This is a genomic window from Micromonospora sp. DT47, from assembly GCF_049844475.1.
Taxonomy (GTDB): domain Bacteria; phylum Actinomycetota; class Actinomycetes; order Mycobacteriales; family Micromonosporaceae; genus Micromonospora.
The window spans coordinates 63,585-78,303 of sequence record NZ_JBNCLC010000016.1 but is presented as its reverse complement, the minus strand read 5'-3'; the positions used below and the strand labels follow the sequence as shown (position 1 = coordinate 78,303).

Genomic DNA, 14,719 nt, shown 5'->3' with positions numbered 1-14,719 from the left:
CGCCCTCAGGGTCACACTCGCACCTCCCGCCATCGGCCACCGCGGTAACGCCCGCACATGCCGCCGATCGTGCGCGCCGACTCCGGGGCACCCGTCACCGCCTGTAGCCGGCCGGCGCTGGTGGGAACGCCCTGCTTTGCCGAATTGAGGATGCCGACAGCGTCTCCATCAGACTCCGCGAGCGGACGACACGTTGCGCGAGCCCGCTCTCAGGAACGGTCCGTGCCCCGGGCGGGCGACCACCGCACGACGATCAGCCCTGTGATGTAGTAACCGTCTTCATCGACGCGGGTGGCAACTTCGAGTTCGACAGAGGTCGCCGTGGTGCGTAGCCGGTGGACTTCCCAGTGGCGGTACCGCAGGTCGCGTAGCCAGGTTTGCTCGACCTCTTGCGCGACACGCGTCGGTGATGCCGCCGGCTCGGCGATACAGACAGCCGTGATCTGCTGGGCCGGGTCGGGGGCTGTGGTCACGGTCACCTCCCGGATCGAAGGGCACCGGGCCAGGTAGTGGTCGAAGTCGATCGATATGCCCGAGAGATTGTCCGGATCGGCGGGGGTTGCCACGGATGCGACTGCGCGGACTGCCTCGGCGAAGGCGGTTGGATCGGCGTCGTCCACTGGCGGTTCGGGGAGATCGATACCCTGCACGTCGTCCCACCAAGCCCGGACCCTGCGTCGGCGCCACCAGTACAGGACCGTCCGATCGTTCGGCCATCCCGCCAGGGCGCCACCGCCTGGCTCGAAACGGTCCCGCTGAAGGTCGATCGTCCGCCAGTGCGGTTCTCGGCCGTAGTCGGCCGGGTCGGCTCGGTTCTCGTTGAGGCTGTCCTCGTCACAGGCGCCGTACATGCCGAAGTTGCGTTGCGCGTCGATCAACGAGGATTTGTTCGCACCTCGCGCCCGGTACGGCCAACGTAACTGGCAAACATCGTCCTCCCATCGGCACACCGGACAGATTTCGTGTGAGCCCGGCGGATCCCCCAACGTTCGGTAGCCGCAACAGACACACGGGTACGGGAGGTCCATGCGATCAGTGTGCCCGACACCCGTGCCGCACCAGCGGCTTCGATTGCATCGGCAACGGCTCGCCCCACGTCACCACGCGGTTCGCATGACGCACCGTCCGGCCCGCTATCCGCTCAGACACGTGCCACCGATCGGGTCGCCGTGGTGCGCGCTCATGCCGCAGATCGCGAGGCGGCGCCCGCCCGGTCCGCTCCGGGCAAGAGTTGGCTGGCCGGTGGTGAGGCAAACCGGCCAGCCTGCTGCACTTGAAGCTGGCAAGCGACGCCAGGCGGTCAAGATTTTGGGATGGTCACGCGATGCTGGGCGCGGGCAGCGGCCGCTCCTTGGGGTTGGTGCCGAAACGGTTCGCCCCGGGCGTGCTGTTCAACACAAAGAACACCAGCAGGACGATGGCGCCCACGATCGGCACCAGTCCGATCAGCAGCCACCACCCCGACCGGTCGGTGTCGTGCAAGCGTCGCATCGCGACCGCCAGCGTCGGCAGCAGCAGCGCCAGGTTGACGATGATGCCGATGACACCGGTGGACCCGTCCGACCCGAGAGTCGTTCCCAGCACACTATCCAAGATGGCAGCGGCAAGACCAACAAGGACGGTGAACAGGGCGAACCACCAGTACTCAGACCGGCGGGCCCGACCCGTGAAGCCGACGTACTGAGTAAGAACCGACCTGATCGCGGCAGTGAAGGACATAACTGTCTCCGGTCTCTCGAGTGGGAGTTGCAAGGTCGTCGCGGACGCAGCCAAGCAGATCGCCCCACCGGGGGTCAACGGCCGAGCAGCCGCCGACGAATAGAAGCCGCCACGCCAACAAGACGAACATCCGCATCTGCCGCGAATCCCTCGTTACCCAACGTGAGGCGGCTACTCGGCAACCGGTGCGTCACTCAGTCCGGCGTTGGAGCGGAACTGGTGCACGTCCATGGCCTGGGGCAGCAGGATCGGCGGGTTGGCTTCTCGCATCGCCAGGAGACCAGGTATCGCTCCACGAGTGATCGCCGCATCGACCGCCCGCCGTGTCTCCGGTGGAAGCGACTCCCAGGTGGCCTTTGCAGCACAGAGGTGGAAGGGCTCATCAACTCGTTCTGGGAGATCGGTCGTGCAGCGCTGGCCGCAGCCGAGCAACGATAGTCGATCATGGTGCAATTGTCGGTTCCTGTGGTTCTTGACGCTAGCTGGATTCAGGGTGAGTGGGCCTGACTTTGGAGCCGTCTATGCAGCGCACGCTCACTGGGGGAGCCTGTTCGTGCTGGTGACCTTTTGCGGCATGGTGATCGTGCCGGCGGCGACGGGGTTGCCGGTGCACCCTGGTCCCCACCGGGTCATCGCCTCGTCCGCTTGACCGCTCGAGGTCCTGCATGAGTTCTGCGAGGCCCGGTGGTCCAGGACATGCCGACTGGCTACAGGGCTTTGCGCCATCGAGCGCCGATCAGTGAGCGACCGGCTGTCGTGTCCTGGGACCACCGGGTGCCGCTCAACTGCACGCGCACCTGACCGCGGCCCCTGCCGGCACATCCGGTCCCGACGCCTCCCCGCGGGCTGGCATAACCCTCGCCCTGGTCGCCGCCCTGAAAGCCATCACCGAGCAAATCCGCGCCCTCGACGACCAGATCGCCGAACAGCTCTCCGCTCATCCCGACGCGGCGATCTTCACCTCGCTGCCCCGCTCCGGAACCGTACGTGCCACCCGCCTGCTCGCCGAGATCGGCAATGCCCGAGGACGCTTCCCCACCCCACAAGCCCTGACCTGCTTGGCCGACGCCGCGCCCTCCACCCGCCAGTCCGGCAAAGTCAAGGTCGTCACGATCCGGTGGGCCGTCGACAAACAGCTGCACGGCGCCGTCATCGACTTCGCCGGCGACTCTCACCACGCCAACCCCTGAACGGCCGACCTCTACCAACGCGCCCGAGCCCGCGGCCACGACCACCCCCACGCCGTACGCATCCTCGCCCGCGCCTGGCTGCACATCATCTGGCGATGCGGGCAGGACCGCATGCCCTACCACACAAACAAACACGGCGCCCTCCAAACCGTTCTCCAGCCAGGGGCTTGACACAGGGCTACTCATGCCGCGATCAGGGCGCCGGCTCACCGGTCGCTGAACGACCGGATCTGCCGAGTTCCGGTCGGGTGAACAGATCAAGCCGTTCGGCCCTGTGCGCATGCCGCCCCGACCTGGCGAGGTTCGGTGATGTCGAGCTCGGCCTCGTCGGGCCTACTCCCCGCCCGGGCGACCAGGGAGCTCCGAAGCGGAGGTGCGGGCGTTCGTCCCGTGACTCAACGTCGGCGAGGATCCCGTGACCGGCAGCCTCCACGCCAGTCTGGCGCAGTGGCTGGCCGGGTCGAGGCAGCCGGCGTCGTACGTCGCCAGCCAGGGGACCGTGCTCGGACGCGTCGACTGGGTCACATCAAACCTGGAGGACGACCAGGTGTCGGTGGGCGACGCTCCCGCACACGATCGCGCGCGAGAGCGTCGCCCTCTGATATTCGCGTTGCGTCGCAGGCCCCGAGCGCCTTAGCGTTGCTTTCCTCATGGGCAGGGCGGACGTGCCGTGTTTGCGGCTATGAGTCAGCAGATCGGAGATGCGGAGCGGGATGACTACTCACCTTTTTGCACTCTGCTTCGATGCGAACGACCCGCTCCGTCTCGCGCGCTTCTGGGCCGGCGTCCTGGGCTGGGAGATGGCCGACGATCCCCACGACGGCATCGCCCTCCTGCCGAGCGATGACACCGGGTTCCGGATCCGATTTCTCTCGAGCCAGGAGCAGAAGGCCGGCCAGAACCAGATGCACCTCCACCTGACGAGCACCTCCCTCGACGACCAGCAGCAGACGGTGGCTCGGGCGCTCGGGCTCGGCGGCCGGCACCTCGACATCGGTCAACGCCCGGAGGATGAGCACGTGGTGCTCGCCGACCCCGAAGGCAATGAGTTCTGCGTCATCGAGCCGGACAACAACTTCCTCGCCGACTGCGGATTCGTCGGAGAGCTTGCGTGCGACGGTTCGCAGGACGTCGGGTACTTCTGGAGCGAAGCGCTGGGCTGGCCGTTGGTCTGGGACCAGGACCAGGAGACCGCGATCCAGTCGCCGCGCGGCGGTACGAAGATCGCCTGGGGCGGTCCGCCACTGATGCCGAAGACCGGGAAGAACCGGCTGCATTTCGACCTCGCTCCACCTGTCCACGGCGATCAGCAAGCGGAGGTCGACCGGCTCGTCTCTCTCGGGGCGACTCGAATCGACATCGGCCAGGGCGAGGTCAGCTGGGTGGTGATGGCCGATCCCGATGGCAATGAGTTCTCTGTGTTGACCCCCCGATAGCGCGACCAGGTCCGGGTGGGCGGCGACCCTGCAGGTCGCGATCATCGGCTAGCAGAGGCCAACATGATGCCGGTCGCGACCGAAGAGCCACCGGGCGTGAGTCCCCGCCAAGGTCGTTCGGCTCGCTCGCGTTCCTGAAATCGTCAGACCGTCCGGATCTGCCGCGATCAGGGCGCCGGCTCACCGGTCGCTGAACGACCGGATCTGCCGAGATCCGGTAACGCCCGGTCTGCGCTGCGGCCCCGTGCCCGCGATCTTCGGGTTGAGCTCGGGGCGACGGTATCTGACGGTCGGTCAGGCCGACTCGTGGGTAGGCAGATCGAGGAGGTCACGGGCGCCTTGGCGCAACAGGGCCGCGGCGACGGAGGTCCCGAGGGTGATCGGGTCCGCCGCCCATTCGTGCACGTCGAGCACGGTCTTGCCGTCGAGGCTGATCACTCTCGCCCGCAGGCCGAGGCGCCCGTCGGGCTCGGTGCGCGCGAGCGCAGCAATCGGGGAGTGACAGTTGCCCTGCAGGATGTGCAACATGGTCCGCTCGGCCACGGTCTCCTGCCCGGTCCGCGGGTCGTTGAGGCTCGCGGCCAGGTCACGGGTGCTGGTGTCGTCGTCGCGGCATTGCAGGACCAGGGTGCCGGAGCCGACGGCCGGGACCATCGTGTCGACGTCGATCGGGTGGGTGATCCGGTCGGCCTGCCCGATCCGCTTCAGGCCGGAGACCGCGAGCAGCAGCGCGTCGTACGTCTCGCCGGCGTCGAGCTTTGCCAGCCGGCTGTTCGCGTTGCCACGGATGGCCTCCGGCACCAGGTTCGGCCAGTGCAGGGCCAGCTGCGCGACCCGCCGGACCGCGGAGGTACCGATCCGGGTGCCGGCGGGCAGCTGCTCGATGCGCAGTCCGCCCGGGTGTACGAGGCAGTCCCGGACGTCGTCGCGGGTGAGGTAGGCGGCCATCACCGTGCCGGCTGGTGCCGGCCGGTCCCCGGGTACGTCCTTGACGCAGTGCACCACCAGGTCGACGTCCCCGGCGACCAGGGCGGCGTCCACCTCCTTGGTGAACGCCCCCTTGCCACCCAGTGCGGCCAGGTCGCCGTGCCACCGGTCCCCGCTGGTCGACATCGACATCACGTCCACGGTGACCTCGGGGTGCCGGTCGGCGAGCATCGCGCGGACCCGCTCGACTTGGGCCAGCGCCATCGGGGAGTTGCGGGTACCGATACGCAGCAGGCGGGAGTCGGACATACCGGCGAGGGTAGTCCGCTGGATACAGGCGCCGACGACCAGGCCGGATGCCCATCCCATGACCACCGGCCGGATCCCTCGATAGATTTCTTACCAAGCTCGTCGGAATCGCACCACCGACGCAGACTAACGACCCCGGTCAATGATCAGCGACGCCCTACCCGCCGCACGGATCGGCACCGGCTTCCGAATCTGCCGCGGAGCGCGTCGCTGGGAGCCGCGGCCAGCGGAGGCGTGGACCTGGTGAGCGGATGCCGCTGGGGTCGGGCGACAACGGTCAGGAGGTCGGACCCGAACGGTTTAGAGCAACTCGAGGACGATGCCGTCCTCGGATTCGCTGCCGCCTGGGCCGTGATCGTGGATGATCTCTACGATTATGCCGAACAGCGTCTGCCCTTGGCCACGCTGTGCGTCGCTGACCCTGGCCTCGATGCTCGCGCGGTGCGATGGGTGGCAGGTGAGGAGGATCTGCTCCAGCCATCGGACCGTCGCGTCATAACCGAGCGCGACCCGGGACGAGTCAGAGTTGACCCACTTGAGTACCCAGCCGGTCTCGGGGGTGCCGAAGCCTCCGCGGAGGATGTCGTTTAAGGCATCGAGGCTTCCGTTCCAGGTGCCGTGACAAAGCAGCTGCGAGAACTCGCGTACGAAGCCGGCGAAGTCGACGAACGAGGCTCCGTCGATGACGAGCACGGGAAGGGCATCGCTCTGGTTGGTCACGGTGCAAGTATGGGCGCGACGCACAGCATCCGGATCTGCCGCCGACCGAGCGCTACCTTCGTGTCGAGTGCACCGCCGTACTCGGTGAGGCTTACCAGGCATGCTGATCATCGGCGTCGGGGGGAGGCGGCGGGGCGTACTGATTCCAGGTGCCATCGCGGAACATGTACAGCCGGAAGTAGGACTCCTCCTGGTCCATCAGGAACACCTGTACCCGCTGGGGGTAGCGCCAGGGCACCGCCCGAATCTGGGTGAGTAGCGCGTCCAGGTCCGCGTGATTGAGGGCGCCGGCCCAGACCTCGCACTCCGGGTTCTTCCCACCACCCCAGTGGTTGGCTTCTGGGTCGGTCAGAGTCTGTAGCGTGCCGACTCCCCGAGCCTGGTTGCCGTACACGGCCGTTTCGTGACGGAGACGACCTCGGAGCTGCACGAGTCCACTACCGAGAATCAGCACCTCCGACGGGTCGCAGGAGGTCGAGAAGCCGGGCGGTCGGGCGGATCGCGGTCACAGGTCTTTGGCCATGTTGCGGCCGGTCTCGGTGAAGCCCAGCTGCTCGTAGAGGGCTCGGGCGCCGGTGTTGTGGGCGAAGACGTGCAGACCGATTTTGGTCAGCGCGTTGTCGTGGCACCAGCGCTCGGCGTCCAGCATGATCGCGCGGCCGTAGCCCTGGCGGCGTACGTCGGGTTCGACGGCGACGTTGTAGACGAACGCGGTGTCGTGCGTGACTTTGACCCAGAGGAAACCGACCCGGCGGTCGCCGTCGTAGGCGTACCAGAAATGGTGGTCAGGGGTGGCGGACTCGTCGGGAAGCAGCTGCGCGTAGGTGTCGGCGGCGTTGCGGGCCGCGTCCTGCGCCGACTGGCCCGACGCGGCGACGCTCCGCGCGTAGTGCGCCTCGGCCTCGGCCCGCCACGGCTTGTACTGATCCTCGGTCATCGGCTCCAGCCGTACGTCCATCATGACCGACAACCTACCGAGTCAAAAGCACCCGCGCGCACTCTCAGTTCGGGGCCGCCGGTCCACGGCGACCCTAGCGTTACGCGCATGCGAACACGTACCCGTCGTGCCGTCGACCGATTCAACGCCTGCGTTCTAAGGAGGCCTGGCTACCGCGCAGCCGAGGGGCGTGCCGCAGGCACCATCGCCCGCTACGGCCGCGTCGATCTGCTTTGCATTGACGAACTCGGTTACATGGAGCTCGACCGGCACGGCGCCGAGTTGCTGTTCCAGGTACTGACTGAACGCGAGGAGACCAACTCGGTGGCGATCGCGTCCAACGAGTCGTTCTCCGGCTGGGCGAAAACCTTCACCGACCCTCGCCTCTGCGCGGCGATCGTCGACCGGCTCACCTTCGGCGGCAACATCATCGAGACCGGCACTGACTCCTACCGCCTCGCCCACGCTCACCAGAAGAACCTGGCCATGGCCGCGGACTGACCCACGCCATGAGCGACCCGACCATCCCCACACCTGCCGAACGGGCCGCGCTCAACGCCGCCCTGCTCGCCACCGGCGCCGAGACCGGTTTCTGGGACGACACCGGCCGCCCCGCACCCTGGCCCGACGACATCGACGAATGGACACCCGCAACAGAGAATCCGCCACCCGCGCACCCCAGCGTGAGCGGTGCTGTTGCCTTCTGAGGATCGCCGATCTGAGGAAGGGGCGCCCGCGCGTCATCCAAGGGCACGTATCAGTGCTGGGGCGGCCGCCGCGTCGGCTGCGAAAATCGCTGTCCGGTCGTCGGAGCACAGTGATAGAAAGCCGGGGTGCACAAAATTCTCACGTTCCCTGATCATCTGCGGCTGATCAACGAACGGTCGGCCGCCTTCCGCGCTGCGGTCGCCGCGGCACCCAGCCTCGACGCGCAGGTGCCGACCCATCCCGAGCGGACGCTGTTCGATCTCGTGCAACACGTGGGGATGGGCCGCCGCAAATCAGCCGCCATCATCGCCGCAGGGCCCGCAGACGCGCCCCCGGAGAAGTCGGCTTGGGAGGACGGCATGGGTGCGCCTCGGGAACGCGAGGCTCTCCTGGCCTGGTGGACCGAGTCCGTCGAGCAACTGACGAGCGCGCTGCGTGAGGCCGGCCCGGACCGCGGTTGTTGGACGTGGTGGGATGACTCGCCGTCACCGCAAACCTCTGGTGCCTGGGCGCGGCGACAGGTCCCCGAGATCGCGGTGCACACCTACGACGCCCAGCTCACCGTGGGTGCCCCGCAGCCGCTACCGGACGAGGTCGCCCTCGACGGCTTCGACGACTGCCAGTTCACCCTCTGCGCGACGACGGTCGCCTGGCCACACGAACCCGCCATCGTCGATTACCACGCCACCGAGGGCCACTCCTGGCGCCTTCGGCTTTCCCACGACGGCGCACAGGTCGCCCACCTCACGCCCGCTGCCGGCGAGGACCCCGACACGGCCGACGCCTCCGCCCAGGGCGCGGCCAGTGACCTGGTCCTGTTCTTCTACGGCCGCATACCGCTGGATTCGCTGAAGTTCGAAGGCGACCGTCGTATCTTCGATCAGCTCGTAGCCTGGGACCCGTCCGTGTGACAACCGACGACATGCGATCTCGTGCACCCGGAGGCCGAGGCCGCAGCGAAGTCGTAGGTATCCGGCTCGGGTGGCTACGCTCGTGAACAACGTTGATGTGCTCGTCCTGCACGGATCGCCGGGCTCGGGAAAGTCCACCCTGTCGGGTGCCATAGCGGACCTGCTGCGTGAGTCCGGTTTGGCGAACGCGGTGATCGACCTCGATGACCTCACCATGGTCTACCCGCACCCCGAGCGGTCTTTCGCGCTCAACAATCTCAGGGCTATCTGGCCCAATTACGCGACTATTGCGGGTTTGCGGCTCGTCATTCCCAGTGTTATCGCGGACGAGGACGAACGGGTGCAGCTTCGCGCTGCCGTGCCGGGCTCACGGTTCGTCGTCTGCGAGCTGACCGCCCCTGAGACGGTCTTGAAGGAACGGGTCGCTGCACGGGAACCGAACGAGTACTGGCGCAGCCGGCTGCGCAACTTCGTCGATCTCTACCAGCAGCGCAGCGATCTTGCGAGGATCCGAGACTTTCAAGTGTCGACCCACGCAAGGTCTGTTGCGGAGGCAGCTCGCGAAGTCATCGAACAGGTCGGGTGGCAGCTTCGGCCTGAAGCCGAGCGCCTACAAACCTAACGCACAGTCACTGATCTGAGTTCCTGCAGCAGGCCGGGGTGGGGCCAAATCGGGCCGTCACACCATCGCACGCCTCCACCACGATGGGGCCACCACAGACCGTCCGAGCGGGGCCACCGCAAGCCGTCAGAATCAGAGGGTGATGGTCACGGTGCCACAGCCGTCGCCGGCTTCCAGGCTGAAGCCGCGCTCGTACTCGTAGTCCGACCAGTCGATGTAGCGGTGGTCGTTCTCGCCGGGCCAGTAGGCGTTGGGCGTTTCCGTGAAGGACTCGCTGAAATACCGCTACGAGTGACGGGCCGCGGACCCACCGCCGTGCGCTGAGGCCGAGGTCGGCGCAGGGCCGTGGGTCCGTCGTCGCGTCCTATTCCTCCGGCTCCCAGGCGATCAGCTGGTCGAGGACGCGCCGGTCGCCGTCGAGCCGCAGCGAGTCCATCGGAATGCGGCCGTAGCAGAACATGACCAGCTCATTGGCCGTGCCCCGGGCGGAGACATAGGCCGCCTCCGGGCCCTCGCCGGCGACCGGCGTGGGGAGGCGGGCGGTCCGGGCGCCGTCGGCGGAGAACCAGAGCCGCCAGGAACGGCCCTCGGTGGCGTGGTAGTCGATGACCGCGGGCTTGTGCGGCCACGCGGCCGTCGTCGCGACGCAGGTGGTCAGGAACTCGTCGACACCGTCGAGGGCCACCTCGTCCGGCAGCGGCTGCGGGGCGCCCACGGCGACCTGGGCGTCGTAGGTGTGCACGGCGACCTGCTGAAGCTGGTGCCGGGCGACGGCACCAGTCGTCTGCGGCGACTGCGACGGACCCCACCACGTCCAGCAACCACGATCCGGGCCGGCCTCCCGCAGCGCGTCCAGCAGCTCCCCCGTCGACGCGGCGAACCAGGCCAGCAGGGCCTCGCGCTCCCGGGGCGCCACCGGGGCGGACATCGCCGGAGGAGCGTCGGCGGGCCCCGCGGCCACGATGGCGGCCCACTTGCGGCGCCCCTCGCCCAGGTGCTGCACCAGGTCGAACAACGTCCACTCGGGGCAGGTCGGCACCCGCACGTCGAGGCTGGGTGCCGCGGCGACTGCCGCCCGGAAAGCGGTCGATCGTTCGTCCATCAGCCGCAACAGGTCAGCGAACTCCAGAGTCTTTTCCACCGCGGCTTTGTACCACCCCGTTCCGACAACCGACAGCGGGTTTCCCCACCCCCGGCGGCGGGGCCACGCGGAAAATCCGTTGCCCGGCGGCCCGCGGGTTGACCATGCTGACGCCCATGGATCAGTGACCAGTGGCGCACGTGCGCGATGAAGGCGGGTTCGAGTCACCTCCCCGTCTCGGTCCGCCGTGCCACTCGAAGCCCGCACCGGGTGACCGGTGCGGGCTTCCTTCACGCGACGTGATCTGCGACGTCGCGCCAGCCGGCGTGCTCCGCGCCGAGACGCCGGCTGCCCGCCACTGGATCCGGGAGGCACCCCCCGGCGCGTCATCGCGCTGCCGGGCGCCTCCTGCCTAGACCTTGGAATCGCCGAAGCCATGAATAGTTCCCGCCATGTCCGCGTGCCGGCCGACGGTCGCGGACCCGGCATCGACCGCAAAGCGCTGTGGGTGGTCAGCGAGCTCGGACTGCCGACCATCGTCAAAGCCTGCGTGTCGTGCAGGTCCACCCGTCACCGTCCCACCGGGAAGATCCGGGTCAACGCGAACCACAAGCTGCTCGACGTGTGGCTGCTGATCTGCTGCGACCTGTGCGGCCGCACGTCGAAGATCCCCGTCCACGAGCGCGTCAACGTGCGGGCGCTGGACCACGAGCGGCTACTGAGGTTCGAGAACAACGATCCGGCCATGGTGCGACAGCTGACCATGGACGCGACGCTCGCCCACAAGGCCGCCTACCAGCTCGACTGGACCGGCACCTGGCAGTTGGACACCGACATACCGTTCTACGACCTCCAGCGCGAGGATGCCGCGCCGCTCGAGGTCATCATCAGGTTCGAGCTCCCGGCACCCGTCCGGGTCGAGAAGCTGCTCACCGCCGGGTTCGGCCTGAGCCGTCCCGCCGTGCGAGGCATGGTCGACTCCGGGCGCATCCGCCTGCCCCTGCCCATCGACGCCAAGGCCCGCGAGGACTTCACCTTCCTTGTCGTCACCGCCCCACCGCTGTCACCCGAGCGGGCATGAGGTGCCACCTGATCAATGCCCATGATCGAGGCTCTCCCCGTACCGCGTCACTGACGTTCGGTGGCAACTCCACTGACGTTCTGTCCAGCCCTCCACCGGGGTCCTGCTCGGCGACCAGGTCGAGCACGCAAGCAATCACACGCAGGCCCACGGCAAAGGCCATGGCGACCAGCGGCTGCCGGCCCCCTCCACCAGCGGGGGCCGGCAGCCATGCGGCGGCTGTTCCGACCGGCTATTGCACCGGACGCAGCGGCGTGACCGAGCCGCCCTGCCAACCTGTGTCGGGCGCCATGTGCCACTCGATGTGACGCTTCGGGTTGGTCACCCAGGAGCCGCACGCCGGGCACTCGAAGCCGTTCGGGGCGCCGGGCGGGCCGGCCTGCGGGCCGGTGTTGTCGGACTTCTGCTCGGTCTTGCGGCTGGCGGCCTCCCACAACGGCACCCAGACGGACGTAAAGGTACGAGTGTCCACGTCCATGTGCTCGGCGAGCCGATCGAGCAGCTCACGACTGGGCGCCAGGTGGCCGTTGAGCACCCGAGAAAGCATCGACTCGGAGTAGCCGACGTCGCGCGCCAGCTTGGCCAGCTTCGGCTTACCGGCGGTGACGCGAGCCGCGGTGAGCACCTCGCTCAACTGCTGGCGGGCGGTCTCCGGGTCCAGTACGTCCTCGGCGGCCGCAGCCGCCATGAGCTGAACCTTTTCCAAGGGTGAACGTCCTTCAAGGCCAGACATCCGGATCGCCGCGCCCGACGCGGAGCGGATCGCGGCGGTAGGCGCGAAGCTCAGCGACCTGTACGAGGACAGCATTGAGGCGCAGATCTTCGGAGTTGTCGTCGGGGCGGCCGAGGCTGCTCGGCAGCCCACCGCCGAACCCATGGAACAGCTTGTCGCGTGGACGGTGGACCTCTGGTCGGAGCTGGGGCCCGAGGACGAGGACTGGGGCGAGCGGGAGGCGCAGGCGCAGCGGGACAGCCTGGCGATGACGCAGCAGCGTCCGGCGGAGGCGGCGGCCCAGATCCGGATCGTTTCCGCCCGGCTCGGTGCCGAATGGGCGGCCGGGCTTGCCAACCACGGCCTGCTGAACGCCGATCCGAAACGACCGGAGATCGTGATACCCCCGCACGATCTGGCATACCGGGTCGGTGACGTGGTGGCGGTGTCGTGCCCGTGGACCCCCACGGTGACGACGCGCCGCGGCGGCTACCACGCGGCGGTGCGCTGGCCGTGGGCCGTGCTCGATCCCGACTCGCGTTACCGGCCGGACGGCAGCTTCGCCTTTCCCGTCGACGAGTCCACCGAGCCGTGGTGGCCGTACCAGCTGCGCCCCCAGGCGGCCGAACTCGACGAGGGCGACCGGTGCGTGGTTGGCATACCGCCGATCCGGTGCTACGTGGTGCGATCCGACCGATACGACCCGCCGATGGACGACGGCTTCCTGCCGAGACTCACAGCGAGCATCGCGCTGCTACCGGCCGGCAGCGGCTACTCGGGCGCGGCGGACGTGTGGCTGGAGCGTGCCGAGCCGATCGAGATGAAGCTGCTGCACCGCCCATACGGTGCGCTGCGCTCCGGTGACGTTGTCGACGACGCGGACGGTCGCCGGCTGCAGTTCGTACCGCCGTTCCTGTTCTACGCCGACGGTGGTCGAGTGCGGCCGGCGTGGCCACTGGCTTTGGTGACGCGGGGGGTCACGCCACCGCCGGACGCGGTCGACGCCGTCGCCACCGCGACCGCCCTCGGCAGTCATCCCGACGAAATCGAGCGCTGGCTTACCTGCAGCGAGGTGCCGTACACAGCCGCGCTCGCCGAAGAACTCTTCGACGAAACCTGAGCCGTCCACGAGAGCGAGCGACCGACGCCGCGCTGGTCGGCGCGCACCCGACGCCGCCTCCGGTCATCGGTTCAACGGTCAGACGCCCGCGCGTCGACCGAGATCAGGTGCACTGATCTGCCGCGATGCGAGCGCCGCCGTGACGACGACGGATGTCCGGGCTCGGGCTTTCGAGGCGGCTGCTCCTATCCTCTCTGTTCACCAATCCGCCGCGGCAGGTAGGCGGCGGTCGTCCCCGCGAGGCTGCCGAAGGACAGGGCGAAGGCCAGCGGGAGGAACAAGTCCCACGGGGGGCGGCCGGAAGACGGCAGAAAGGGGCCGCGGGGGCGATCGGCGCGTGGTCGACGCCCAGCTCGCCGACCCCGCCCCTCAGTGCTCGGCACCAGGACAAAAATGGGTGTCCTCGCCAGCCCGTCCCGCCCTACCTTGTACCTGGATCTTCTTCTCCGACCCACTCACGAGAGGACTTCACCCCGCGTGACGCCGCCTGCTCTTTAGACCTGACACCTTCCCCGTGCATCGGTCGCCGACGTCGCCGTCGGCTCCTTTCCCATGCCTTCCGTCAGGTCTTCAGAGAGATCATATGTCTACGCATCCTCATATCGTGCTGTCCTGGGCCGTTCGGCGCACGCGCCTTCCCCTGCTCGCGTTCCGCTGCGTCCACTGCCATTCCGGCCTCGCCAGCACCGGCGACGGGAAGTTCCGCGTCAATGCCAACGGCAAACTCCTCGACATCTGGCTCCTGGTCGCCTGCGTTTCCTGCAACCGAACCAGCAAAGTCAGCGTTCACGATCGCGTCCCGGTCCGGTACCTGGATCCGATCCTTCTGGAGGGCTACTCCGGCAACTCCTCCCGCCGTGGGCCTGAGCCGGGGCGAGAGGCAAGGTGGCCTTGCCCCGGACTGCATCATGCGGCGGTCCGCGCGCGGTCGCTCATGACCGGGCGCGAACGAAGGTCAGGGCCGGCCCGACGCCGGCGACGAAGGTGAACGCCCGGGTGCATACATCCGGACGTGTCGATGAGCGCGCACGGGGACCCCCGCTATTCTCGTACGGCAGACGAGGCCGGCAGTCTGTTCAGGAGTGTTCGCGCCAACTCGACAACGATTGCGGATCGATGAGCTCGGTCGGCAAGCGCCGCAACCACTGCGATCTCCGCCACTCGGGCTTCGAGGTCCATCTGTTCGCATAAGGCGAGTCTGTCGGCAGTGCGCTGCTTTTCCATGATCCTCAGGACAACTGTGCCG

At 68.1% G+C, this 14,719-nt stretch carries 17 protein-coding genes; 8 read left to right on the top strand and 9 right to left on the bottom strand.

Annotated features, from left to right (window positions below; genetic code table 11):
- Positions 1 to 209: 209 nt before the first annotated feature.
- The 3 genes from ACLQ2U_RS22490 to ACLQ2U_RS22480 form a co-directional block, all read right to left on the bottom strand.
- Positions 210 to 1,028 (bottom strand): CPCC family cysteine-rich protein, encoded by an 819-nt coding sequence (locus tag ACLQ2U_RS22490; RefSeq protein WP_425752712.1) that lies wholly within the window; start codon positions 1,026 to 1,028, stop codon positions 210 to 212.
- Positions 1,029 to 1,317: 289 nt separating this feature from the next.
- Positions 1,318 to 1,719 (bottom strand): DUF805 domain-containing protein, encoded by a 402-nt coding sequence (locus ACLQ2U_RS22485; protein ID WP_425752711.1) that lies wholly within the window; start codon positions 1,717 to 1,719, stop codon positions 1,318 to 1,320.
- Positions 1,720 to 2,426: 707 nt separating this feature from the next.
- Positions 2,427 to 3,056, bottom strand: a complete 630-nt coding sequence (locus ACLQ2U_RS22480) for a hypothetical protein (RefSeq protein ID WP_425752710.1) — start codon at positions 3,054 to 3,056, stop codon at positions 2,427 to 2,429.
- Between the two features lie 566 nt (positions 3,057 to 3,622).
- On the opposite strand from ACLQ2U_RS22480, the gene ACLQ2U_RS22475 reads away from it, so the two are divergent.
- Positions 3,623 to 4,345 (top strand): VOC family protein, encoded by a 723-nt coding sequence (locus ACLQ2U_RS22475; RefSeq protein WP_425752709.1) that lies wholly within the window; start codon positions 3,623 to 3,625, stop codon positions 4,343 to 4,345.
- A gap of 294 nt (positions 4,346 to 4,639) precedes the next feature.
- On the opposite strand, the gene hemC is transcribed toward ACLQ2U_RS22475, so the two are convergent.
- The 4 genes from hemC to ACLQ2U_RS22455 all read right to left on the bottom strand — a co-directional run bounded on the left by hemC (position 4,640) and on the right by ACLQ2U_RS22455 (position 7,262).
- Entirely contained in the window at positions 4,640 to 5,581 is a 942-nt protein-coding gene (gene hemC / locus ACLQ2U_RS22470) for a hydroxymethylbilane synthase (protein WP_425752708.1), read from the bottom strand.
- 300 nt (positions 5,582 to 5,881) lie between these two features.
- Entirely contained in the window at positions 5,882 to 6,301 is a 420-nt protein-coding gene (locus ACLQ2U_RS22465) for a barstar family protein (protein ID WP_425752707.1), read from the bottom strand.
- 91 nt (positions 6,302 to 6,392) lie between these two features.
- Positions 6,393 to 6,695 (bottom strand): hypothetical protein, encoded by a 303-nt coding sequence (locus tag ACLQ2U_RS22460; RefSeq protein WP_425752706.1) that lies wholly within the window; start codon positions 6,693 to 6,695, stop codon positions 6,393 to 6,395.
- A gap of 111 nt (positions 6,696 to 6,806) precedes the next feature.
- Positions 6,807 to 7,262 (bottom strand): GNAT family N-acetyltransferase, encoded by a 456-nt coding sequence (locus ACLQ2U_RS22455; protein ID WP_425752705.1) that lies wholly within the window; start codon positions 7,260 to 7,262, stop codon positions 6,807 to 6,809.
- An 84-nt stretch (positions 7,263 to 7,346) separates the two neighbouring features.
- On the opposite strand from ACLQ2U_RS22455, the gene ACLQ2U_RS22450 reads away from it, so the two are divergent.
- The 4 genes from ACLQ2U_RS22450 (at position 7,347) to ACLQ2U_RS22435 (ending at position 9,479) form a co-directional block, all read left to right on the top strand.
- A complete protein-coding gene (locus ACLQ2U_RS22450; RefSeq protein ID WP_425752704.1) occupies positions 7,347 to 7,739 on the top strand; it encodes an ATP-binding protein in 393 nt (130 codons plus the stop codon).
- Between the two features lie 8 nt (positions 7,740 to 7,747).
- The gene (locus tag ACLQ2U_RS22445; protein ID WP_425752703.1) at positions 7,748 to 7,945 is read left to right on the top strand and encodes a hypothetical protein; all 198 of its coding nucleotides are present in this window, start codon (positions 7,748 to 7,750) and stop codon (positions 7,943 to 7,945) included.
- 126 nt (positions 7,946 to 8,071) lie between these two features.
- Entirely contained in the window at positions 8,072 to 8,857 is a 786-nt protein-coding gene (locus ACLQ2U_RS22440) for a maleylpyruvate isomerase N-terminal domain-containing protein (protein ID WP_425752702.1), read from the top strand.
- Between the two features lie 70 nt (positions 8,858 to 8,927).
- A complete protein-coding gene (locus ACLQ2U_RS22435) occupies positions 8,928 to 9,479 on the top strand; it encodes an AAA family ATPase (protein WP_425752701.1) in 552 nt (183 codons plus the stop codon).
- 364 nt (positions 9,480 to 9,843) lie between these two features.
- Here ACLQ2U_RS22435 and ACLQ2U_RS22430 read toward each other — a convergent pair whose 3' ends face one another.
- Positions 9,844 to 10,620, bottom strand: a complete 777-nt coding sequence (locus tag ACLQ2U_RS22430) for a maleylpyruvate isomerase family mycothiol-dependent enzyme (protein ID WP_425752700.1) — start codon at positions 10,618 to 10,620, stop codon at positions 9,844 to 9,846.
- A gap of 217 nt (positions 10,621 to 10,837) precedes the next feature.
- Here ACLQ2U_RS22430 and ACLQ2U_RS22425 point away from each other — a divergent pair, with 217 nt between their 5' ends.
- Complete coding sequence (locus ACLQ2U_RS22425; protein ID WP_425752699.1) at positions 10,838 to 11,641, top strand: DUF1062 domain-containing protein; 804 nt, start codon at positions 10,838 to 10,840, stop codon at positions 11,639 to 11,641.
- 232 nt (positions 11,642 to 11,873) lie between these two features.
- On the opposite strand, the gene ACLQ2U_RS22420 is transcribed toward ACLQ2U_RS22425, so the two are convergent.
- Positions 11,874 to 12,329 carry a helix-turn-helix domain-containing protein gene (locus ACLQ2U_RS22420; protein WP_425752697.1) on the bottom strand — a complete coding sequence of 152 codons (456 nt, stop codon included), beginning with the start codon at positions 12,327 to 12,329 and terminating at the stop codon, positions 11,874 to 11,876.
- 187 nt (positions 12,330 to 12,516) lie between these two features.
- On the opposite strand from ACLQ2U_RS22420, the gene ACLQ2U_RS22415 reads away from it, so the two are divergent.
- Both ACLQ2U_RS22415 and ACLQ2U_RS22410 read left to right on the top strand, forming a co-directional pair.
- On the top strand, positions 12,517 to 13,473 hold the full coding sequence (locus tag ACLQ2U_RS22415) for a hypothetical protein (protein WP_425752696.1): 957 nt from the start codon (positions 12,517 to 12,519) through the stop codon (positions 13,471 to 13,473).
- A 583-nt stretch (positions 13,474 to 14,056) separates the two neighbouring features.
- On the top strand, positions 14,057 to 14,461 hold the full coding sequence (locus ACLQ2U_RS22410) for a DUF1062 domain-containing protein (RefSeq protein ID WP_425752695.1): 405 nt from the start codon (positions 14,057 to 14,059) through the stop codon (positions 14,459 to 14,461).
- Positions 14,462 to 14,719 lie beyond the last annotated feature (258 nt).